The sequence below is a fragment of the Pseudomonas sp. NPDC087803 genome (assembly GCF_044742995.1).
GTDB lineage: Bacteria > Pseudomonadota > Gammaproteobacteria > Pseudomonadales > Pseudomonadaceae > Aquipseudomonas.
This window is the reverse complement of sequence record NZ_JBIUVO010000028.1, coordinates 22,497-44,247: the sequence shown is the minus strand read 5'-3', so window position 1 is coordinate 44,247 and position 21,751 is coordinate 22,497. Positions and strand designations below refer to the sequence as shown.

At 62.0% G+C, this 21,751-nt stretch carries 19 protein-coding genes; 14 read left to right on the top strand and 5 right to left on the bottom strand.

The genetic code is table 11. The features are described from left to right. The first annotated feature begins 4 nt into the window (after positions 1 to 4). The gene (gene mmsB, locus ACIOUG_RS15655) at positions 5 to 892 is read left to right on the top strand and encodes a 3-hydroxyisobutyrate dehydrogenase (RefSeq protein ID WP_401066806.1); all 888 of its coding nucleotides are present in this window, start codon (positions 5 to 7) and stop codon (positions 890 to 892) included. Between the two features lie 262 nt (positions 893 to 1,154). Here the strand turns inward: mmsB and ACIOUG_RS15650 are convergent, their stop codons facing one another. Together ACIOUG_RS15650 and ACIOUG_RS15645 are read right to left on the bottom strand one after the other, a co-directional pair. Beyond that, positions 1,155 to 1,505 (bottom strand): cupin domain-containing protein, encoded by a 351-nt coding sequence (locus ACIOUG_RS15650; protein WP_003221437.1) that lies wholly within the window; start codon positions 1,503 to 1,505, stop codon positions 1,155 to 1,157. 95 nt (positions 1,506 to 1,600) lie between these two features. Continuing rightward, positions 1,601 to 2,500: a LysR substrate-binding domain-containing protein gene (locus tag ACIOUG_RS15645; protein WP_401066804.1), complete on the bottom strand. Its 900-nt coding sequence runs from the start codon at positions 2,498 to 2,500 to the stop codon at positions 1,601 to 1,603. A gap of 231 nt (positions 2,501 to 2,731) precedes the next feature. Here ACIOUG_RS15645 and ACIOUG_RS15640 point away from each other — a divergent pair, with 231 nt between their 5' ends. Further along, positions 2,732 to 3,496, top strand: coding sequence for a sulfite exporter TauE/SafE family protein (locus ACIOUG_RS15640; protein ID WP_401066803.1), 765 nt, complete (start codon positions 2,732 to 2,734; stop codon positions 3,494 to 3,496). Here ACIOUG_RS15640 and ACIOUG_RS15635 read toward each other — a convergent pair. Next, positions 3,486 to 3,800 (bottom strand): putative quinol monooxygenase, encoded by a 315-nt coding sequence (locus ACIOUG_RS15635; protein ID WP_401066802.1) that lies wholly within the window; start codon positions 3,798 to 3,800, stop codon positions 3,486 to 3,488. The two genes, ACIOUG_RS15640 and ACIOUG_RS15635, sit on opposite strands and share 11 nt — an antisense overlap. 182 nt (positions 3,801 to 3,982) lie before the next feature. Here ACIOUG_RS15635 and ACIOUG_RS15630 point away from each other — a divergent pair, with 182 nt between their 5' ends. From ACIOUG_RS15630 to ACIOUG_RS15600, 7 genes are all read left to right on the top strand, one after another. Further along, on the top strand, positions 3,983 to 4,573 hold the full coding sequence (locus tag ACIOUG_RS15630; RefSeq protein ID WP_401066800.1) for an NAD(P)H-dependent oxidoreductase: 591 nt from the start codon (positions 3,983 to 3,985) through the stop codon (positions 4,571 to 4,573). A 172-nt stretch (positions 4,574 to 4,745) separates the two neighbouring features. After that, positions 4,746 to 5,657, top strand: coding sequence for a LysR substrate-binding domain-containing protein (locus tag ACIOUG_RS15625; RefSeq protein WP_401066799.1), 912 nt, complete (start codon positions 4,746 to 4,748; stop codon positions 5,655 to 5,657). Positions 5,658 to 5,760: 103 nt separating this feature from the next. Continuing rightward, a complete protein-coding gene (locus ACIOUG_RS15620; RefSeq protein WP_401066798.1) occupies positions 5,761 to 6,654 on the top strand; it encodes an NAD-dependent epimerase/dehydratase family protein in 894 nt (297 codons plus the stop codon). A gap of 368 nt (positions 6,655 to 7,022) precedes the next feature. Further along, on the top strand, positions 7,023 to 8,372 hold the full coding sequence (locus ACIOUG_RS15615) for a GntP family permease (protein WP_401066797.1): 1,350 nt from the start codon (positions 7,023 to 7,025) through the stop codon (positions 8,370 to 8,372). 15 nt (positions 8,373 to 8,387) lie between these two features. Further along, on the top strand, positions 8,388 to 9,248 hold the full coding sequence (locus tag ACIOUG_RS15610) for a MurR/RpiR family transcriptional regulator (RefSeq protein WP_401066795.1): 861 nt from the start codon (positions 8,388 to 8,390) through the stop codon (positions 9,246 to 9,248). Between the two features lies 1 nt (position 9,249). Then, positions 9,250 to 10,707 (top strand): amidohydrolase family protein, encoded by a 1,458-nt coding sequence (locus ACIOUG_RS15605; RefSeq protein ID WP_401066793.1) that lies wholly within the window; start codon positions 9,250 to 9,252, stop codon positions 10,705 to 10,707. Between the two features lie 151 nt (positions 10,708 to 10,858). Beyond that, entirely contained in the window at positions 10,859 to 11,227 is a 369-nt protein-coding gene (locus tag ACIOUG_RS15600; protein ID WP_123587331.1) for a glyoxalase superfamily protein, read from the top strand. A 60-nt stretch (positions 11,228 to 11,287) separates the two neighbouring features. Here ACIOUG_RS15600 and ACIOUG_RS15595 read toward each other — a convergent pair whose 3' ends face one another. After that, positions 11,288 to 11,653 (bottom strand): DUF6124 family protein, encoded by a 366-nt coding sequence (locus ACIOUG_RS15595; protein WP_401066792.1) that lies wholly within the window; start codon positions 11,651 to 11,653, stop codon positions 11,288 to 11,290. Between the two features lie 481 nt (positions 11,654 to 12,134). After that, entirely contained in the window at positions 12,135 to 13,151 is a 1,017-nt protein-coding gene (locus tag ACIOUG_RS15590) for an AraC family transcriptional regulator (RefSeq protein ID WP_401066790.1), read from the bottom strand. A 211-nt stretch (positions 13,152 to 13,362) separates the two neighbouring features. On the opposite strand from ACIOUG_RS15590, the gene ACIOUG_RS15585 reads away from it, so the two are divergent. From ACIOUG_RS15585 to ACIOUG_RS15565, 5 genes are all read left to right on the top strand, one after another. Further along, positions 13,363 to 14,958 (top strand): FAD-binding oxidoreductase, encoded by a 1,596-nt coding sequence (locus tag ACIOUG_RS15585; protein ID WP_401066788.1) that lies wholly within the window; start codon positions 13,363 to 13,365, stop codon positions 14,956 to 14,958. Positions 14,959 to 14,963: 5 nt separating this feature from the next. Beyond that, a complete protein-coding gene (locus ACIOUG_RS15580) occupies positions 14,964 to 16,559 on the top strand; it encodes a glycerol-3-phosphate dehydrogenase/oxidase (protein ID WP_401066787.1) in 1,596 nt (531 codons plus the stop codon). A 20-nt stretch (positions 16,560 to 16,579) separates the two neighbouring features. After that, on the top strand, positions 16,580 to 18,148 hold the full coding sequence (locus tag ACIOUG_RS15575) for an FGGY-family carbohydrate kinase (RefSeq protein WP_401066786.1): 1,569 nt from the start codon (positions 16,580 to 16,582) through the stop codon (positions 18,146 to 18,148). Positions 18,149 to 18,378: 230 nt separating this feature from the next. Further along, the gene (locus tag ACIOUG_RS15570; protein ID WP_401066784.1) at positions 18,379 to 19,668 is read left to right on the top strand and encodes a phospholipase; all 1,290 of its coding nucleotides are present in this window, start codon (positions 18,379 to 18,381) and stop codon (positions 19,666 to 19,668) included. Between the two features lie 47 nt (positions 19,669 to 19,715). Then, positions 19,716 to 21,674, top strand: coding sequence for a DUF1302 domain-containing protein (locus tag ACIOUG_RS15565; RefSeq protein WP_401066782.1), 1,959 nt, complete (start codon positions 19,716 to 19,718; stop codon positions 21,672 to 21,674). The last annotated feature ends 77 nt before the right edge of the window (positions 21,675 to 21,751 follow it).

Sequence of the window (21,751 nt, the reverse complement as noted above, 5' to 3'; positions counted from 1 at the left end):
GGCCATGAAAATCGCATTTATCGGTCTGGGCAACATGGGCGCGCCGATGGCGCGCAACCTGATCAAGGCCGGCCACTCGCTGAACCTGGTGGACCTGAACAAGACTGTGCTGGCGGAACTCGAGCAACTGGGCGGCACTATCCGCGCCTCGGCCTGTGAAGCCGCCGAAGACGCCGAACTGGTGATCACCATGCTCCCGGCGGCGGTGCATGTGCGCAGCGTCTGGCTCGGTGGGGACGGGGTGCTGGCCGGTATCGGCAAAGGCGTGCCGGCGGTGGATTGCAGCACCATTGATCCGCAGACCGCCCGTGATGTGGCGGCCGCAGCGGCCAAACAAGGCGTGGCGATGGCCGATGCACCGGTTTCCGGCGGCACCGGTGGCGCGACCGCGGGCACGCTGACCTTCATGGTCGGCGCCACCCCGGAACTGTTCGCCACCCTGCAACCGGTGCTGGCGCAGATGGGCCGCAACATTGTGCATTGTGGGGAAGTCGGTACCGGGCAGATCGCGAAGATCTGCAACAACCTGCTGCTGGCGATTTCGATGGTTGGCGTCAGTGAAGCCATGGCGCTGGGTGATGCGCTGGGGATCGACACTTCGGTGCTGGCCGGGATCATCAACAGTTCGACCGGGCGTTGCTGGAGTTCGGAAATGTACAACCCGTGGCCGGGCATCGTCGAAACGGCACCGGCCTCGCGCGGTTATACCGGTGGTTTCGGTGCCGAACTGATGCTCAAGGATCTGGGGCTGGCGACCGAAGCGGCACGTCAGGCGCATCAACCGGTGGTGCTCGGCGCGGTGGCGCAGCAGTTGTATCAGGCGATGAGCCAGCGAGGAGACGGGGGCAAGGACTTCTCGGCGATCATCAACAGCTATCGCAAGCCGCAGTAACCACGCATCAAATGGTGGGGTGAGCTTCTGTGGCGAGGGAGCTTGCTCCCGCTGGTCTGCATCGCAGACCCAAACCCGGTCAATGCGGTTCTTCAGAAAAACCGCATTGACTGAAGTTACGACTGCTGCGCAGCCGAGCGGGAGCAAGCTCCCTCGCCACGGGTTTTTACAGAAGGCATAAAAGATGGCAGCCTTCGGCAGCTCCTACAGGGGATAGGTGAATTCCGTGTAGGAGCTGCCGAAGGCTGCGATCTTTTGCTTGTCAGGCGAAGACGAAATATTTGCGCACGGTCTCGACCACTTCCCAAGTGCCTTTCATCCCCGGCTCAACCACGAAGATATCGCCGGCGCGCAGATGGATCGGCGCCATGCCGTCCGGAGTGATGATGCAGTAGCCTTCCTGGAAGTGGCAGTACTCCCACTTCACATAGTCGACCCGCCACTTGCCCGGCGTGCAGATCCAGGTGCCCATGATCTTGCTGCCGTCTTCGCTGGTGTAGGCGTTGAGGTTGACGGTGTGCGGGTCACCTTCGAGTTTTTCCCATTTGCAGGCATCGAGTACCGGCAGCGGGTGGGTGTCGCGCAGAACGGTGATGGGGGCGGTCGCGGTCATGAGAACTCCGGGCAGTGGGCGGCTGGCAAAGAAACCAACTCGCACCCTATAGCGCCCGGTTGCCGCTCAGTTGTCTGTGCTCGACATCAAGCTGCTCAGAAACGCGCTTTGCCCTCGGGAGGAGTCAAGGCTTGCAGCAAGGCTTTGGCATAACCGGGCAGGGCGCTGAAGTCCCGGGCGCAGAGCATCAGGGTGCGGCGCGCCCATGGCTCGTTGAGGGCGATGCTGTTGAAAGTGCGTGGCGTCGCGCGTTCGATGGCGGCCAGCGGCACGATGGCGAGGCCGGCGCCTCGGGCGACCATGCGCAGCACTCCGTCGAAACCGTCGGCGCGGATGCGTACCTGCATGCGCGAGCCGCAGTGCAGTGCCTGTTCTTCGAGGTAGATTGCCAGCGCGCTGTCTGCGTTCAGGCCGACGAAATCGTGGAGCAGGGCTTCGCTGAAGCTGACTTCGGCGGCGTCGGCCAGTGGATGACCGAGCGGCACGATCAGCCGCAATGGATCGTCGCGAAACGGCTGGGTCTGCAAGTCGGTGGTGTCCACTGCATCGGAGACGATGCCAATATCGGCTGCGCCCTGACGCAAAGCGTGGGTGATGCGCGCGCTGGGCAGTTCCTGCAGATCAATGTCGAGGTTGGGGTGTTCGCGCAAAAAGTCCGCGAGCACTTCCGGCAGGTATTCGGTGATCGCCGTAGTATTGCACAACAGCCGTACCTGACCTTTGACGCCCTGGGCGTACTCGGCCAGATCCTGCTGCAGGCGTTCGGCCTGTTGCACAAGGATCCGCGCGTGGTGCGCCAGCGCTTTGCCGGCGGGTGTCGGGCTCACCCCACGACGACCGCGTTGCAGGAACTCGGTGCCCAGCGAGGCTTCCATGGCACGGATGCGCGCACTGGCGGCAGCCAGCGAGAGATGGCTGCGGGCGGCGCCGGCGGTGATGTTGCCGGTGTCGAGGATGTGCAGGTAGAGGCGCAGGTCGGTGAGGTCGAAGTGCATGGGGCAGCCTCTGGTTTCTGTGGTGTCTGGGCTGGCCCTATCGCTGGCAAGCCAGCTCCCACAGGATTTGTGTTGTGCACAAATCCTGTGGTCCACACTGAAACCTGTGGGAGCTGGCTTGCCAGCGATGAGGCCAGAAGTCGTAACAAATACTTAGCCTCTTGCATTGGCAGAGGCAGCCTCAGTATATGGCAGATTTTCAGCGCACCCGCCAAAGCGCACAGTAGCGCCATGAACACACTCGCAGATTTTTACCAAAACCTCGGCCTGACCTTGTCCCTGTTGGTCGTCGCCACCTTCATCATGGCCGGCCTGGTCAAGGGCGTGATCGGCCTCGGCCTGCCCACCGTCGCCATGGGCCTGCTCGGTCTGGCTATGGCACCGTCACAGGCAGCCGCGCTGCTGATCATTCCGGCGACGCTGACCAATGTCTGGCAACTGGCCTTTGGCGGGCATCTGAAAGGGCTGCTCAAACGCCTGTGGCCGCTGCTGCTGATGATCTTCCTCGGCACCGCCGTCGGCACGTTGTCGATCGGCATGGCAGGCGGGCATTGGGTGGTGCGCGGCTTGGGCGCGGCGCTGCTGCTGTATGCGCTGAGCGGGTTGTTGCTGCCGACGCTGCAGGTCAATCCTCGGCATGAGCCTTGGCTCGGTCCGCTGTGCGGGCTGATCACCGGGGTCATCACCTCGGCCACCGGCGTGTTCGTGATTCCGGCGGTGCCGTACCTGCAGGCGCTGGGTTTGAGTCGCGATGAGCTGGTGCAGGCGCTGGGCCTGTCGTTCACGGTTTCGACCCTGGCGCTGGCCGGCGGCCTGTTCTGGCATGGCGCACTGGGCACTGGCGAGTTGACTGCCTCGCTGCTGGTGCTGATCCCGGCGATGCTGGGCATGTGGTTCGGTCAATGGCTGCGTCAGCGCATCAGCGCCATGCTGTTCAAGCGGGTGTTCTTTATCGGACTGGGCGCACTCGGCGCCCATTTGCTGATCAGCGGCTAGCCGACGAGGCGCTGAGCATGTCGATCCGACGGATATCGAAATCGCGTTCCAGGTACGTCATGCGGTTGTCGAAAAACTCGCGCATGTGCGGCAGGTTCGAATGCACGTCGAGGTGCGTCTGGCTTTCCCAGATCTCGTAGAAGATGAACAGCGTCGGATCTTCCTTGTCGCGCAGCATGTGGTACTCGATGCAGCCGGGCTCGGCGCGGCTTGGCTCGACGTAGGCGCGGAACAGCGCTTCGAAGGCCTCGGCTTTTTCCGGGCGGGTCTTGGCGTGCAGGATGAAACCGTGGCGTTTACTCATCGAAACAACTCCTCAAATGCAGATGGCCAAGAATGCTATTGCAACAATCGGCATTCGATTCGTGCTTTTTGATCAAATGTATTTTGCGCCGACGCGGCTTATTCCGCGCGAGATGGATGGTTAACCTGCCGCCATTCGTTTTCCCATCTTTCTCCAGCCCAATGGCTGCGCGAGGCTTTCTGATGAAAAAAGTGTTGTTGCTCAATGGCGGCAAAAAATTCGCCCACTCCGACGGTCGTTACAACGCCACCCTGCACGAAACCGCGCTGAGCGTGCTGGATCGCGGCGGCCTGGACGTCAAAACCACCTTCATCGACGAGGGCTACGACGTCGCCGAAGAAGTGGCGAAATTCCTCTGGGCCGACGTGATCATTTATCAGATGCCGGGCTGGTGGATGGGCGCGCCGTGGACCGTGAAAAAGTACCTCGACGAAGTCTTCACCGAAGGCCACGGCAGCCTCTATGCCAGCGATGGTCGTACCCGTTCCGATGCGTCGCAGAAGTACGGCAGCGGCGGTCTGATTCAGGGCAAGCAGTACATGCTGTCGCTGACCTGGAACGCACCACAGCAGGCGTTTGATGACCCGACAGATTTCTTTGAAGCCAAGGGTGTCGACGCGGTTTATTTTCCGTTCCACAAGGCCAACGAGTTTTTGGGCATGACCGGGTTGCCGACGTTCCTCTGTGTGGACGTGATGAAGCGCCCGAACATCGAGAATGATGTGGCGCGGTATGAGCAGCATCTGACTGAGGTGTTCGCTCTCAAGGCTTGAGTGAATCAAGCTACTATCGAATAGCTTGGCCAAATCCTGTGGCGAGGGAGCTTGCTCCCGCTGGGCTGCGCAGCGGCCCTCGCTTCTACCTGAATCGCAGGGGAGCGCTGCGCACTCCAGCGGGAGCAAGCTCCCTCGCCACGATGAATACGCATTCGATTAGAGAGTTTCCGTGAAAGCCAGATCCGATGAGTTGCAGATTTTCGTCTGCGTGATCGAATGCGGTTCGATTTCCGCCGCTGCCGAGCAGGTCGGCCAGACCCCTTCGGCGGTCAGCCGCACACTGTCGCGACTGGAAGCCAAGCTCGACACCACGCTGATCAACCGCACCACGCGGCGCATGGACTTGACCGAGGAGGGCAAGTATTTCTTCGAGCAGGCCAAGCTGATTCTCGATCAGATGGACGCCCTCGAAGAGCGTCTATCCTCACGCCAGCAAACCCCGTCCGGACGCCTGCGAATCAACGCCGCGTCGCCGTTCATGCTGCACGCCATCGTGCCGTACATCGACGAGTTCCGAGGCCTGTACCCGGACATCCAGCTCGAACTCAACAGCAACGACCTGATCATTGACCTGCTGGAACAAAGCACCGACGTCGCCATCCGCATCGGCACTCTTGCCGACTCGACGCTGCATGCGCGCTCGCTGGGTTGCAGCCCGTTGCTGATCGTCGCCAGTCCGGCGTATCTGGAGCAGCACGGCGCGCCGCAGCAGGTCGCTGACTTGAGCGAACACACCCTGCTCGGTTTCACCCAGAACGAAGGACTCAACCAATGGCCGCTGCGCTACGTGCACGGTGACCGCTGGCCGATCACCCCGGCAATCAGCGCGTCCAGCGGCGAGACCGTGCGCCATCTGGCGCTGGAAGGCCAGGGCATCGCCTGCCTGTCGCACTTCATGACCATCGACGATATCCGCGCCGGGCGCCTCAAGGTGCTGCTGGCGGAATTCAACAGCGGTTATCGCCAGCCGATCAACGCGGTGTACTACCGTAACTCGCAACTGGCGCTGCGCATTCAGTGCTTCCTTGATTTCATCCAGAGCAAACTCGCGGCCTACGCCAGCGCCAATTTCAAGGGCTGATTCGTGATCCCTGCGCAACAGTGATTTGGCTGGTCGCGGGTTTTTCCACCGGGGTTAGCGGTCGATACTCGCGGCATCACTTATTCACGCAGGGAGTTTCTCCATGAACGTATTCGTCACCGGCGCTGCCGGATTCATCGGCGGTTCCATCGCCACTGGTTTGGTCCAGGCCGGCCACACCGTCACGGGCCTGGTGCGTAGCGCCGAACAGGCCGAGGAACTCAAGGCATTGGGCATCACCCCGGTGATCGGCACCCTCGAAGACACCACGCTGCTGACCGCACAGGCCCGCGCCGCCGATGCGGTGATCAACGCCGCCAGCAGTGACCATCGCGGCGCGGTCGAAGCGTTGCTCGATGCCCTGCGCGGTTCGAACAAAGTGTTCCTGCACACCAGCGGTTCGAGCATCGTCGGCGATGCCTCGGGTGGCAAGTCCAGCGACGTCATCTACTACGAAGACAACCTGCCGGAACCCACCGTCGACAAGGCTGCCCGCGTGGCCATCGACAATCTGATCCTCGCTGCCGCACAGGACGGCGTGAACTCGGCAGTGATCTGCAACACCCTGATCTACGGCCACAGCCTGGGCGTCAATCGCGACAGCGTGCAGTTGCCGCGTCTGCTCAAACAAGCGCGCAAAAGCCGCGTGGTGCGCCATGTCGGCACTGGCCAGAACATCTGGTCCAACGTGCACATCGAAGACGTCGTCGCCCTGTACCTGCTGGCGCTGACCAAAAACGTGCCCGGCACGTTCTACTTTGTCGAAAGCGGCGAAGCCTCATTTATCGACATGACCACCGCCATGGCCCAGGCGCTGAACCTCGGCGAGCCACAAGACTGGCCGCTGCAAGACGCCGAAGCCGAATGGGGCTACGAAATGGCCAACTACGGCCTCGGCTCCAACAGCCGCGTACGCGGCAAACACGCCCGCGAACTGCTGGGCTGGGCACCGAAGCGCACGTCGGTGGTGGACTGGATTCGTAACGAAATGGTGTGAGCCTAAACTGCACCGAGTGAAGCCATTCGCGAGCAAGCCCGCTCCCACAAGTGAAGCGCATTCTGGCCGAAGGAATGCGCTCAACCTGTGGGAGCGAGCCTGCTCGCGAAAGCGGTGGATCAGTCGGCAGAGATGTTGGATGTGAAGCCGCCTTCGCGAGCAGGCTCGCTCCCACATTGCTTTCTCGCTCACCGAAAAGCTATGTAAATCCCGCCCCCTGATTTTCATTGATCACGACAAGACATACCCATCAGCGACACGCCTTACCTCTCCACGAAAATTACTTTCATGGCGTTTGAAAACTCGATCTCGAAATGATTTATGAGTTTCACAACCCATTCGAACGTGACCCTTTCGAGGAGTACCGCATGACGCCTTCCTTCGGCTATTGGCTGCTGATTTATGCAGCGGTCGCCATCATCGCCCTGATCGTGCTGATTGCCCGTTACCGGCTCAATCCGTTCATTGTCATCACCCTGATTTCCATCGGCCTGGCGCTGGTGGCGGGGATGCCGCCGTCGGGCGTGGTGGGGGCGTATGAGGCCGGGGTGGGCAAGACGCTGGGGCATATTGCGCTGGTGGTGGCGCTGGGGACGATGCTCGGCAAGATGATGGCCGAGTCCGGCGGTGCGGAGCAGATGGCCCGTACCTTGATCGAGAAATTCGGCGAGAAGAACGCGCACTGGGCCATGGTCTGCATTGCGTTTCTGGTCGGGCTGCCGCTGTTCTTCGAAGTCGGTTTTGTGTTGCTGGTACCCATCGCCTTCACCGTGGCGCGGCGGGTGGGTGTGTCGATTCTGATGGTCGGTCTGCCGATGGTCGCCGGTCTGTCGGTGGTGCATGCACTGGTGCCGCCGCACCCGGCGGCGATGCTCGCGGTGCAGGCGTATCAGGCCTCGGTCGGGCAGACTTTGCTGTATGCGATTGCCATCGGCATTCCCACCGCAATCATCGCAGGTCCGCTGTACGCCAAATTCATCGTGCCGCGCATTCAACTGCCGGCAGATAACCCGCTGGAAAAACAATTTCTCGACCGCGAGCCCCGCGACAAACTTCCGGGTTTCGGCATCACCATGGCGACCATTCTGTTGCCAGTGGTGCTGATGCTGATCGGTGGCTGGGCCAATCTGATTTCCACGCCGGGCAGTGGTTTCAACCAGTTCCTGTTGTTCATCGGCAACTCGGTGATCGCCTTGTTGCTGGCGACCTTGCTGAGTTTCTGGACGTTGGGCATCGCTCAGGGTTTCAATCGTGAATCGATCCTCAAATTCACCAACGAGTGTCTGGCACCGACTGCCAGCATTACCTTGCTGGTCGGTGCTGGCGGTGGTCTGAACCGGATTCTGGTGGATGCCGGCGTCACCGATCAGATCGTCGGCCTCGCGCATGAATTTCACTTGTCGCCGCTGATCATGGGCTGGCTGTTCGCCGCGCTGATGCGAGTCGCCACCGGCTCGGCGACGGTGGCGATGACCACCGCGTCCGGCGTGGTCGCGCCGGTCGCCATGGGGCTGGGTTATCCACACCCGGAATTGCTGGTGCTGGCGACCGGCGCCGGCTCGGTGATCTTTTCCCACGTCAACGACGGCGGCTTCTGGTTGATCAAGGAATACTTCAACATGACAGTCGCGCAGACGTTCAAGACCTGGACCGTGCTTGAGACCCTGATCTCGCTGGTCGCTTTCGGGCTGACCGTCGGCCTTTCTTACCTGCTGTAACCGGAGCCAGTCGCCATGGACATCCTTTATCAGATCCGCGCCCGTCAGGACGCCTTCAGCGCCGGCGAGGGCCGCATCGCCCGGTTGATGCTCGACGACGTCGGTTTTGCCGCCTCCGCCAGCCTCGAAGATCTGGCGCAACGGGCCGAAGTCAGCACCGCCACGCTGTCGCGTTTCGCCCGCACGGTGGGCTGCCGCGACCTGCGTGATCTGCGCCTGCAACTGGCCCAGGCCAGCGGCGTCGGCAGCCGTTTTCTCGACCCGGCGGGCACGCCTGAACAGTCGGCGTTCTACGGGCAGATTGTCGGTGATATCGAAACCACGCTGCGTCAGCATCTGGCCGGATTCGACGAATCACGCTTCGCCGATGCGGTAAAAATGCTCGGCCAGGCACGGATGATTCATGCGTTCGGCATGGGCGGCTGCTCGACCCTGTGCAGCGATGAATTGCAGGTGCGTCTGGTACGCCTGGGCTACCCGATTGCGGTGTGCCACGACGCGGTGATGATGCGCGTCACCGCCGCCAGCCTGAATGCCGAGCAAGTGCTGATCGTCTGCTCGCTGACCGGCATCACCCCGGAGCTTTTGGAGACCGTCGAACTGGCACGCAACTACGGCGCACGCATTCTGGCCATCACCCGCGCCGACTCGCCGCTGGCCGAACTGGCCGACCTCGTCCTGCCCCTGCAAGGCGCGGAAACCTCGTTCATCTACAAACCGACGGCGGCGCGCTACGGCATGCTGCTGGCCATCGACGTGCTTGCGACCGAGCTGGCGCTGGCCAATCCTGAAGACAATCAAGAGCGTCTGCGGCGGATCAAACTCGCCCTCGACGAATACCGTGGCGGCGACGATCACCTGCCGCTGGGAGACTGACATGCTGTACGACACGCTGATCCGCAACGCCATCGTCATCGACGGCAGCAACACGCCCGGCTACCGCGCCGATGTAGCGATCCTCGACGGGCGCATCGAGCGTATCGGCGACCTGCACGATGCCCGCGCCACGGAAGAAATCGACGCTGCCGGCCGCGTGCTCGCGCCGGGTTTCATCGACGTGCACACCCACGACGACACCGTGGTCATCCGCCAGCCGCAGATGCTGCCCAAGCTCAGCCAGGGCGTGACCACGGTGATCGTCGGCAACTGCGGGATCAGCGCGTCGCCGGTCAGTCTGAAAGGCAATCCCCCGGACCCAATGAACCTGCTCGGCACGGCGGCGGCGTTTGTCTATCCGCGCTTCAGCGATTACCGCGCGGCTGTCGAAGCGGCGAATACCACGCTGAACGTCGCCGCACTCATCGGCCACACCGCACTGCGCAGCAATCACCTTGATGATTTGTTCCGCACTGCGACGCCAAGCGAAATCGCTTTGATGCGCGCGCAGTTGCGTGAAAGCCTTGAAGACGGGGCGCTCGGGTTATCCACAGGGCTGGCCTACGCCAGCGCCTTCAACGCCTCCACCAATGAAGTGAAGCAACTGACCGAAGAACTGACGGCATTCGGCGCGGTGTACACCACGCACCTGCGCAGTGAATTCGAACCGGTGCTGGAGGCGATGGACGAAGCGTTCAGCATCGGCCGTCACTCGCAATCGCCGGTGATCATCTCCCACCTCAAATGCGCCGGTGTCGGTAATTGGGGGCGCAGTCCGCAGTTGCTCGCGGCGTTGGAGGAAGCCGCGAAAACCCAGCACGTGGGCTGCGATTGCTATCCCTACGCGGCGAGCTCTTCGACGCTGGATCTGAAGCAAGTCACCGATGCTCACCGCATCACCATCACCTGGTCGACACCGCACCCGGAAGTCAGCGGCCGCGACCTGCTCGACATCGCCGCCGAATGGAACGTGCCACTGCTCGACGCCGCCAAACGCCTGCAACCGGCGGGCGCGGTGTACTACGGCATGGACGAGGCCGATGTACGAAAAATCCTTGCGCATCCACTGTCGATGGTCGGGTCTGACGGACTGCCGGAAGACCCGTTCCCGCATCCGCGCCTGTGGGGCGCCTTCCCACGGGTATTGGGACATTTCAGTCGTGATGTCGGGCTGTTTCCGCTGCACACCGCCGTGCACAAGATGACCGGTCTGTCGGCGGCGCGCTTTGGCCTGAAAGAGCGCGGCGAGATTCGTGAAGGCTATTGGGCGGATCTGGTGTTGTTCGATCCGGCGACGGTGCGCGACGTAGCGGACTTCACTGATCCGCAACGGGCGGCGCAGGGGATTGATGGGGTGTGGGTCAACGGGGTGTTGAGTTATCGCGACGGGCAGGCGAATGGTCGCCGGGAAGGGCGGTTTCTGGCGCGGGACGGGGATTTGCACGAAGGTTTCAATTGATCGCAAAGCCCCTGTAGGAGCTGCCGAAGGCTGCGATCTTTTGATCTGCGTCTCATAGTGGCACTGTGAGATTAAAGAATGTCGAAACCAAGCCGAATTGCTGACATCCAGCCCGGCTACACTCTTGGGCCAACCAGTCAGGGAGCACCCCATGAGCTTCGGCAAAACCACCCCGATCCTGCGGATCTTCGATGAAGCCAAGGCGTTGGAATTTTACGTCGATTTCCTCGGTTTCAAGGTCGATTGGCAGCATCGCTTCGAAGCGAACTTCCCGTTGTATCTGCAGGTGTCCCGGGGCGAATGCGTGCTGCACCTGTCCGAGCATCATGGCGACGCGACGCCGGGTTCGGCACTGCGTATCGAGACCGATGAGCTGGAGGCGTTTCAGCAGCAACTGGTGGCCAAGGATTACAAGTTCTCGCACCCACAGATTCAGGCGATGCCGTGGGGCAGTCAGGACATGACGATTGCTGATCCGTTTGGTAATCGGTTGGTGTTTACCAACGCGATCAGTGTCTGAGTCGAGCCAGACAAAAAAGCCCGCTGCCAGACCATTAAGGTCTGGCCGCGGGCTTTTTCGTTATTCGATCGGCACTAATTTATCCAGCACGCGGTTGACGGCGATCTCCGCCACCATCACTACTTGCGCGATGCCTTGCAGGGTCTTGCGGTGCGAGCCTTCTAGCAGACCGGCGAAGTCGTTGAGCATCACGGTGGCCGAGCCGAGGCTTTCGCAGGCGTCGGCCAGCAACGGTTCGGTGCCGCTGGCCGGGTTGGCCATGTAGAGGCGGTTGGGCTGGTACGGGGTGGCCATGATGGCGGGCGTCGGTGGGCCGAGATAGTGGTCGAGGGCGCGCTCGGCGGCTTCGTGGAATTTCCTTGAATCGGGGGATTCGTAGGGGGAGGCCGCGTCGGTGGGCGGAGGGTTGGGGGTAACTTTGAACATAGGCTGTGTTCCCGTCATTGAGCGCCAGCCCCTTTGCTACTAAACGAAAGGGTGGCAGCTGTACGCAGGTTAGTAGACCGGGGAACTCAGCTTAAGCCGGCGCGCCGAAGCGCCCTACGTACAGCCACCATCAAGCTCAGGTACGAGAGCACCTGTGATGAATGTACGACCAACCGAATTACCACGGGCTACTAAACCCGATCACTGGAAATCAGTGACGGACTCAAGTTACCGACGGCCTCCAGGGCGCACAAGCCGGCGGATTCTGGCTTAGCCGTAGGCAGCGGCGCAAGGATTTGTAGGCAGCAGGGCGTAACACTGAGTGTCTTTAAACATTTGCGCTAAAAATGTTTATTGCGTTATGGCGGCGGGCCTCATCGCGAGCAGGCTCACTCCTACAAATGATCTTCAGTGAGCGCAGATTTTGTGTTCCGCACAACTCACTGTAGGAGTGAGCCTGCTCGCGAAGAGGCCAGTCCCGTCACCCGCGATGCATCTGCCGAAACTCCCCCGGCGGCATCCCTCGCCTACTTTTGAACGTGCGATGAAACGACCGCGGCTCGGTAAACCCCAGATACTGCGCAATGTCCTGAATCGGCAAGGTGCTGTTGAGCAAATAATGCTCCGCCAGCTCCTGACGCAAATCATCCAATATCTGCTGATACGACGTCCCCGCCTGATGCAGCTGGCGTTGCAACGTGCGCACCGACACCGCGAGCTGTTCGGCCACCTGTTCCTTGCGCGGCAAGCCTTCCTTGAGCAACTGGCGCAGGATGCTTTTGACCCGCTGCTGCAGCGATGCATCCTCCAGCGTCGCCATCAAGCCCATCGCGTGCTCTTCCAGCGTACGCAGCAATTGCGCATCGGCCTGGCGCAGCGGTAATTGCAGATACGCCAGCGGCACGATCAGCGCCGAATACGCCTGCTCGAACAGCACCGGGCAATCGAAAAACGCTTCGTACTGCGCCTGGCTGGCGTCTGGCGGGCATGGATGTTCCAGCCACACGGCGGCGGGCGACAGCTGCGTGTCGGCGATCCAGCGCGCATATTGCAGCCAGGAGCCGAGAACGTTTTCCACCAGATGCCGGCGAATCCGCGGACGCTCGTAGCGGCAAGTCCAGATCAGGTGTACATGACCGTCCTGCACCTCGGCGCGGCTGACGCCCATGTCGCCCACCAGCTTTTCGAACGGCATGATCCGGCTCATGGCATCGCCCAGGGTCGCGCAGTTCATGGTGATGTAACCGAGCACGCTCCAGGAATTGGGCAGGACGAAATTTGCCGCGTTGAGACCAAACAGCGGATCGCCCGAGTGCTCGCAGAAATAATCGAGCAGGCGCTCATGGGTTTCGCCCGGCAGGCGCAGGCTGTTGTCGCTCAATTGCTGCGCCTGCAATCCGGCTGCCGCCAACGCCGGCTCGATGGCCATGCCCAGTTGCTCGGCATGGCGCACGTATTTGAGCAGCGGCGGAACCGAGGTGAAGCCGAGCGATTGCATGATCCGAATCCCTTGATCAAGGCCTGCGTGAGCGAATGAATGCCTGAAAGGTAATTTGAAACCCCGACTAAAGTAAATGGCTGACACTTGCGCGACGTTTGACTCAATTGGCTACTCGAACTGGCCGGATGCGACCGTGACACTTTTTGGCCGCTGACTAGTATGGAGGCCTGCCACATCACTGATCAGACTGCATAAGAAGGACACACGCATGCGACGCTGGAACGGCTGGGGAGATGCAACCACGGTGGTCGAACTGCCGGCCCAGGGCGCGAGTTTTCTCCATGAACGACTGGGGGCCGGGCAGGTGTTGCCCGATGCCACGCTGGAGTCGGCATTGGCGCGGGTGCCGCTCTCGCGATTGGCGGCGCACACCTTGTACAGCGTTGATGCCCATGACCGTCTGCTGCACGCCCGAGGCCAGAGCCTGCCGGACTGGCTGGCGCTGCGCGAAGGTGCGCTGGGCAACTATCCCGATGCGGTGGCGTTTCCCGAAACGGCTGAGCAGATCCGCCAATTGCTGGCGCTCGCCCATGAACAGGACCTGTGCCTGATTCCCTACGGTGGCGGCACCTCGGTGGCCGGGCACATCAATCCGCCGGATTCGGCGCGGCCGGTGGTGACCGTGTCGCTGGCGCGGATGAATCGTCTGATCGACCTCGACGAGCAGAGCCAACTGGCGACGTTCGGCCCCGGCGCCAGTGGCCCGCAGGTAGAAAGTCAGCTGCGCGCTCGCGGCTACACGCTGGGGCATTTCCCGCAGTCGTGGGAGTTGTCGACGCTGGGCGGTTGGGTCGCCAGTCGCTCCAGCGGTCAGCAGTCGTTGCGCTACGGGCGTATCGAGCAATTGTTCGCTGGCGGCACCCTGGAAACCTTTGCCGGGCCCTTGGAAATTCCGACCTTTCCAGCCTCGGCGGCGGGACCTGATCTGCGCGAAGTGGTGCTCGGGTGCGAGGGACGTTTCGGGATCATTTCCGAAGTCAAGGTGCGGGTCAGTCCGCTGCCGGCCGATGAGCGGTTTTACGGAGTGTTCCTGCCCAGTTGGAGCAAGGCGCTGCAAGCGATCCGCCAATTGGCCCAGGCGCGAGTGCCGCTGTCGATGCTGCGCCTGTCGAACGCGGTGGAGACCGAAACCCAACTGGCGCTGGCCGGCCATCCGCAGCAGATCGCCTGGCTGGAGAAGTATCTGAACCTGCGCGGCGCCGGTGAAGGCAAGTGCCTGCTGACCTTCGGCGTAACCGGCAACCGTCGGCAAAATGCGCTGTCGTTGAGCCAGGCGCGCCAGCATCTGAAAGCCTTCGGTGGCGTGTTCACCGGCACTTTGCTTGGCAAGAAATGGGCGCAGAACCGCTTCCGTTTCCCCTACCTGCGCGAGAACCTGTGGAACGCCGGTTACGTGGTCGACACCCTGGAAACCGCCACCGACTGGAGCAACGTCGACCACCTGCTCAACCTGATCGAAAACAGCCTGCGCGATGCCTTGGCGGCGCAGGGCGAACGGGTGCACGTGTTCACCCATCTATCCCATGTCTACGGCGAAGGCTCGAGCATCTACACCACTTACGTGTTTCGCCCGGCGGCGGATTATCCGGCGACGCTGGCGCGCTGGCAGGCACTCAAGCACGCGGCCAGCCAGACCATCGTCGACAACCACGGCACCATCAGCCACCAGCACGGCGTCGGCAAGGATCACGCGCCGTACCTGCCGCGCGAGAAAGGCGCACTGGCGATCGACACCTTGCAGGCGCTGAGCAAGCACTTTGATCCGGCCGGGCGCCTCAACCCCGGCACGCTGTTGCAGGAGTGACGATCATGCACCCGGACTGGAACGCCGCGTGGCGCCAGCAAACCTTGCCGACATTGGCCGACGAAACCTGGGATCTGATCGTCATCGGCGGCGGCATCAGCGGTGCCGGTATCCTGCGCGAAGCGGCGCGGCGGGGCTGGCGTTGTCTGCTGCTGGAGCAACGGGATTTCGCCTGGGGCACCTCCAGCCGATCATCGAAAATGGTCCACGGCGGTTTGCGTTACATCGCCAAGGGTCAGTGGCGCCTGACCCGTGATTCGGTGCGCGAGCGCCAGCGTCTGCTCGACGAAGCGCCGGGGCTGGTGGAGCCGATGAGTTTCATGATGCCGCACTATCGCGGCGGCTTTCCCGGGCCGCGTGTGTTCGGTGGCTTGTTGTCGGTGTACGACGCGTTGGCGGGACGCCGCAGCCATCGTTTTCATGATGCGCAGCAACTGCGTTTTCTCGCGCCGGGGGTGAAGGAAAACCACCTGCTCGGCGGCACCTGTTTTGTCGATGCGCTGACCGATGATGCACGGCTGGTGATGCGCGTGTTGCGCGAAGCGCGGGCCGATGGCGCGGCGGTGTTCAACGGGGTGCGCGTCGAACATTTGCTACGCGAAGACGGCCGGGTGTGCGGGGTTCAGGTCGAAGATTGCGAAGCGGGTGGCTCGCTGCAATTGCGTTGCGGCGTGCTGGCGGTGGCGACCGGGGCGTGGGCTGAGCGCCTGCGTTTGCCCGAGGCACCACGACAGTTGCGCCCGCTGCGTGGCAGTCATTTGTTGCTGCCGGGCTGGCGCTTGCCGGTGGCGCAGGCCTTCACTTTTTTGCATGAGCGCGACCGTCGGCCAGTGTTCGTTTTTCCGTGGGAGGGGGCAACGGTGGTTGGCACCACCGACCTCGATCATCGCGAGAATCTGGATCAGAGCGCGAGCATCAGCACTGACGAACTCGACTATCTGCTGGCGGCTTGCACGCAACAATTTCCAGGTGCCGAAGTGACGGCGAGCGATGTGCTGTCGACCTGGTCCGGCGTGCGTCCGGTGGTCGGCAGCGCGGCGGGTGAACAGCAGGGCAAACCGTCGAATGAAACCCGTGAGCATGTGCTGTGGCAGGAGCCGGGTTGTGTCACGTTAGCCGGCGGCAAGCTGACGACATTTCGCCCGCAAGCCATCGAAGTGCTCAAGGCCTGTGCCGACATGCTTGGCCGCTCTTTCGAAGATCACGGCGCCGCCGTTTTCGCAGCCGTACCGCCACTGATCATTCCCGGACTCAGCCCGCAACAGTGGCGACGGCTGGCCGGCAGACACGGCCGTGATCTGCCGCGACTGGCGCAACTGATCGCCGAGCTGGGTCACGCAACGGTCGGCAACACCGACACCTTGTGGGCAGAACTGGCCTTTGCTTGCGAGGCGGAAATGGTGCTGCACCTCGATGATCTATTGCTGCGCCGCACCCGACTGGGCCTGTTGCTGGCGCGCGGTGGCGAAGAACATTTCGCTGCCATCCGCCAACTCTGCCAGCCACGCCTGGGCTGGGACGATGCACACTGGCAGCAAGAGCTGCAGCGTTACCGGGCGTTGTGGCAACGCCATCACGGTCTGCCGGATGCCACGCCTTGAGGCCCCTTGAAGAGAGCGCCATGGACACCCCCCCGAACAAGCGTTACCTGCTGGCAATCGACAACGGCACCCAGAGCGTGCGCGCATTGCTCTTCGACTTGCAGGGCAATCTGCTGGGCAAAGGCAAGGTCGAGTTGCAGGCGTATTACTCGACGCAACCGGGCTGGGCCGAGCAGGACCCGGAATATTACTGGGCGAAACTCGGCGAGGCTTGCCAGCAGGTGTGGACGCAAACCGGGATTGATCGCTCGCAGATTGCCGGGGTGTCGCTGACCACCCAGCGCGGCACGGTGATCAACGTCGATGCTCAGGGCAAGCCGCTGCGCCCGGCGATTCTGTGGCTCGATCAGCGCCAGAGCGAAGTCGAGGGCGGGATCAACGGGCCGTGGGGCTGGTTGTTCAAACTGGTCGGCGCGCAGGCCACCGTGGATTATTTTCGCGCGCAGGCCGAGGCCAACTGGATCGCCAGACACCAGCCAGAAGTCTGGGCGGCGACCGACAAGTTTTTGCTGCTCTCGGGCTTTCTCACCCATCGTTTGTGTGGGCGCTTTGTCGACTCGGTGGGTTGTTGCGTCGGCTATCTGCCGTTCGACTTCAAGCGCCTGAAATGGGCCGCACCCAGCGACTGGAAATGGCAGGCGCTGGCGGTGCGTCCCGAGCAATTGCCGACCTTGCACAAACCCGGTGAAACCCTCGGCTACATCAGTGCTGAAGCCAGCCGTCACACGGGGATTCCCGAGGGCTTGCCGCTGATTGCCGCGGGCGCTGACAAGGCCTGCGAGGTGGTCGGTTCCGGCGTGGTCGATGCGAGCACGGTGTGCCTGTCCTACGGCACCACCGCGACGATCACCAGCACTCGCTCGCGCTATCTGGAAATCGTCCCACTGATCCCGCCGTACCCCTCGGCGATACCGGATCAGTACAACTGCGAGGTGATGATTTATCGCGGTTACTGGATGGTCAGCTGGTTCAAGAACGAGTTCGGCCTGCGCGAGATGCAGCAGGCAAAAGAGCAGGGCATTGAACCCGAGCAACTGTTCGATGCGCTGGTCAATGCGGTGCCACCGGGGTCGATGGGGTTGACGCTGCAACCGTACTGGTCGCCGGGGATTCGTGAGCCGGGTGTCGAGGCCAAGGGCGCGATGATCGGCTTCGGCGACGTGCACACCCGCGCGCACATTTACCGGGCGATTCTCGAAGGGCTGGCGTATGCGTTGCGCCAAGGCCTAGAGAACATCGAGAGGCGTTCGAAGGTGTCGATCAAGCGTCTGCGGGTGGCCGGTGGCGGCTCGCAGAGTGATGCGGCGATGCAGCTCACGGCGAACATTTTCGGCCTGCCGGCGGAGCGTCCGCATGTGTACGAAGCGTCCGGGCTGGGCGCGGCGATCTGCTGTGCGGTGGGGTTGGGCTTGTATGCGGATTTCCCCACGGCTATCGCGGCGATGACGCGGGTGGGCGCGGTGTTCACACCGCAGCCCGAGGCGCAGCAGATCTATGAGCGTTTGTACAAAGAGGTGTACCTGCGCATGTACCGCCAGCTCAAACCGTTGTACCAGAGCATCCGCAAAATCACTGGTTACCCCGCCTGAAACAACACCGCAGAACCCCCTGTAGGAGCTGCCGAAGGCTGCGATCTTTTGATCTTGTTTTTAAAAATCAAAGTCAAAAGATCGCAGCCTTCGGCAGCTCCTACACAGGGTGGGGGGTGAGCCTTCTGTGGCGCTATCGGAGACTTTTTCTGGTGAGATCGGACAGTGTCAGCGCCGGAGGCGGTTGTTAGGCTCAACCCCCACAGCACCTCCAATAAGAATTAAAAGCAATGAAGCTGACATTTCTCCTGTTGCTGCTTTGTGCAACGGCCCCGACGGCTTGGGGCTGGTCGAACCACACGGTGGGCAGCTATCTGGCGTTGCAGGAACTGCCGGCCCTGCGCGATGCGTCGCCGGTTGAGGTCGAGCCGCTGGAGCGTTTTCTCGCCGAGCAGTATCCAGCCGTGGTCGCGCTGCTGGAGCAACAGGAAAGCTTCGCCCGTGAACACTTCACCCAGTACCCGCCGCGTCCCGACAACCTGAAGCTGCCCGCCGTACCGAGCGACAATCTGCGCCACGATTTTCTCACGGCGTTGCGGCTCAATCCGCGCATCCATCTGGCGATGGTCATTCAGCCGCTGCCGGGTCAAGACCTGCCCGAACGCGAACATCTCAACGCCGATCAGGTGATGGTCGAGCAGACGCTTTCGCCATGGAATCGTCAGCGTTTCATTCGTGTGGCGGACGGCGAAAAAGTCGCCGCGCTGGCGGTATTGGCGAGCGCCGCCGACGAGCCGGATTACGGTCACGACATCAACCTGTTCAGCGATAACCCCGGCGAGGTCGGCGCGCTGTATGGCTTCGGCCCGCAGCCGTTCGGCGATGCGCGTTTTCAGTACAGCTCGCAGGCGCCGTTTCACATGGGCTTCTTCCATGAAAGCCCGGTGGTGTACGCGGCTGCCGGATTTCTTCAGCGCAGTTGGCCGGACTGGCGCGCCTATCAGTACCTGGGCCTGGCGCGTTTGGCGTTCGCCTCTGGCCATCCTTACTGGGGGTACCGCTTTCTCGGATGGGGCGCGCACCACGTGCAGGACCTGACCCAGCCGTATCACGCCAAGCCACTGCCTGGGGTCGAGCTGCCGAGTCTGTTGCTGCTGGAGGGCAAGGCGCTGGCCGGTTTTGCCGATGATAAACAGGCGTCGATCGAACGCGTCGCCACCCGCCATATGGAAATCGAAAAGTATCAATCGACCTGGTTGCGCCGTGTGCTACGCGCCGGTCAGGCGCATCCGATGCTCGCGGCCTACGCCGATGTCGCTCAAGACCAACAGTATCCGCCGTACTCGGTGGACTACTTGCGCGCAGTGGTCAGCGCCGAGTCGGTCGAGGACTCGGCGGCGTTCGATGAAGCCATCGGCCAGTGGCTGGAGACGGCCCCGGTGACCAGCGATTTCAGCAGCGGCAATCAGTTGCAGCGCGAGCGTTTCGACCATCCGGCACTCAATCAACAGCTGTTCAAACTGCTCGGGCATTTCGGCGCGCACAGCCGGATTTATGTCCGCGCTGGACTGGCACCGTAGCCATCGCGGCCACGTAAAAAACAATAAGAACAAGGAAGGAGGAACCCATGATCAACACTCGATTGCGCCTCTCCGGCGTGGCACTTCCCGGTGTCGGCCTGGCAGGGCTGCTGCAACTCTGCGCGGTGGATGCGTTGCAGGCTGCCGAGTTCAGCGTGCTGGACAATCAAGTCAGCGGCTCGATCGATACGACCCTGTCCTATGGCCGTTTGTGGCGGGTGCAGGGCCGCGACAAGAACAACGATGACGTCAACACCAACGACGGCAATCGCAACTTCGACACCGGGCTGGTTTCCGAGGTGTACAAGATCACGTCGGAGCTGGAGGCCAACTATCAGAACTACGGGATGTTCCTGCGCGGCACCGCGTTCTACGACACCCAGTTGATGGACAAACGCAACGATTACTACCGCAACAACAATCCGGCGCAGCCGAGCCAGAGCTACCCGCAGGACGACCGTTTCACCAGCCAGACCCGCGACATCGCCGGCAGCCGCATCGAAATGCTCGACGCCTATGTCTACGGCAATTGGGACGTGGCGCAGATGCCGGTCACCGCGCGGGTCGGGCGTCAGGTGTTCAACTGGGGCGAGGGAATTTTCTATCGCGGCGGGATCAACACCACCAACCCGGTGGACGCGGCGAAATACCGTTTGCCGGGGGCCGAGGTCAAGGAAGTGCTGATGCCGGTGGAGGCCGTGAGCTTCAACATCGGCCTCAGCGATTCGTTGACCCTGGAGAGCTTCTACCAGACCAACTGGAAGGAGACCCGCATCGACCCGGTCGGGACTTTCTACTCGCAGACCGACCTGTTCACCGATGGCGGCAACACCGGTTACAACAACTTCAGCGGCACCGCGCTCGACACCCCTGTGCCGGGCTTCGGCAACGTCATCGGCCTGTACAGCGCACTGGGCAACAACCCGTTGCTCGGCCCGGCGCTGAAAAGCACCGGCCTGTACGCCAACGGCGTGACCCCGGCCTACGGCAACACGCTGAAAGTGGCGTCGATCGGCAAGGACTACAACGCACGCAACGATGGGCAGTTCGGCTTCGCCTTCCGCTACATCGCCGAAGAACTCAACAGCACCGAGTTCGGCCTGTACCTGGTCAACTACCACGCCAAGGAGCCGACCATCGCCGCTGATCTGGGTGGCTACAAGGGCATCGACATGAATGCCCTGACCAACATGCTCGCCGGTGTGGCCGGCAGTCAGGCCGGGGCGCTGGCCAACGGTCTGGCGACGGCCGATGTGATGGGCAACATCCAGGCGCATCGGCGTTATGCCGAAGACATTCGCATGTATGGGTTCAGCTTCAACACCACTTTGGGCCAGGCTTCGGTGTTCGGCGAAATCGCCTATCGACCGAACCTGCCGATCGGTGTCGCTGCCACCAACGATCTGATCGGCGACCTGGCCAACGGTGCCGCTGTGGCGGTGACCGGCAAGCCGGTCAACGTCGGCGGGCAGATGGTCACGCTCGACAGCGAGATCAACAACGCCGAGCGCGTCGAAGCGTTCAACACCTCGCTGGGCAGCATCTACAACTTCGGCCCGACGCTGTCGTTCGACTCGATGTTCGGCATTTTCGAACTGGCCTCCGAACACTTGCGCGGCAGCAGCCTTCAGTACACCGCCTACGACGGCAGCACGCGCTATTACGCAGGCACCGGCAACACCTCTTATGTGTCCGGCGGTGATCGTGACGATCAGGTCAACCGCAACTCCTACAGCTACACGGTGATGTTCAACGGCACCTGGAACGACGTGTACGCCGGGGTCAACGTCTCGCCTTACGTCGTCTACAAGGATGACTTCAAGGGCAACAGCTATCAGGCCGGCAACACCATCGACGGGCGCAAGGCCTACACCCTGGGGATCAAGGCCAACTACCAGAACAAGCTCGAAGCCGAGGTGCAATACACCAACTTCTGGGGCGGCGGGCAGAACAACGGGATTCGCGACCGCGACAACGTCGGGTTCAACCTCAAGTATTTCTTGTGAGTTCTGCACGAGATTTCAGCAACACCTCATCCCCCCTGTGGGAGCGGGCTTGCCCGCGAAGACGGCAGCACATTCGA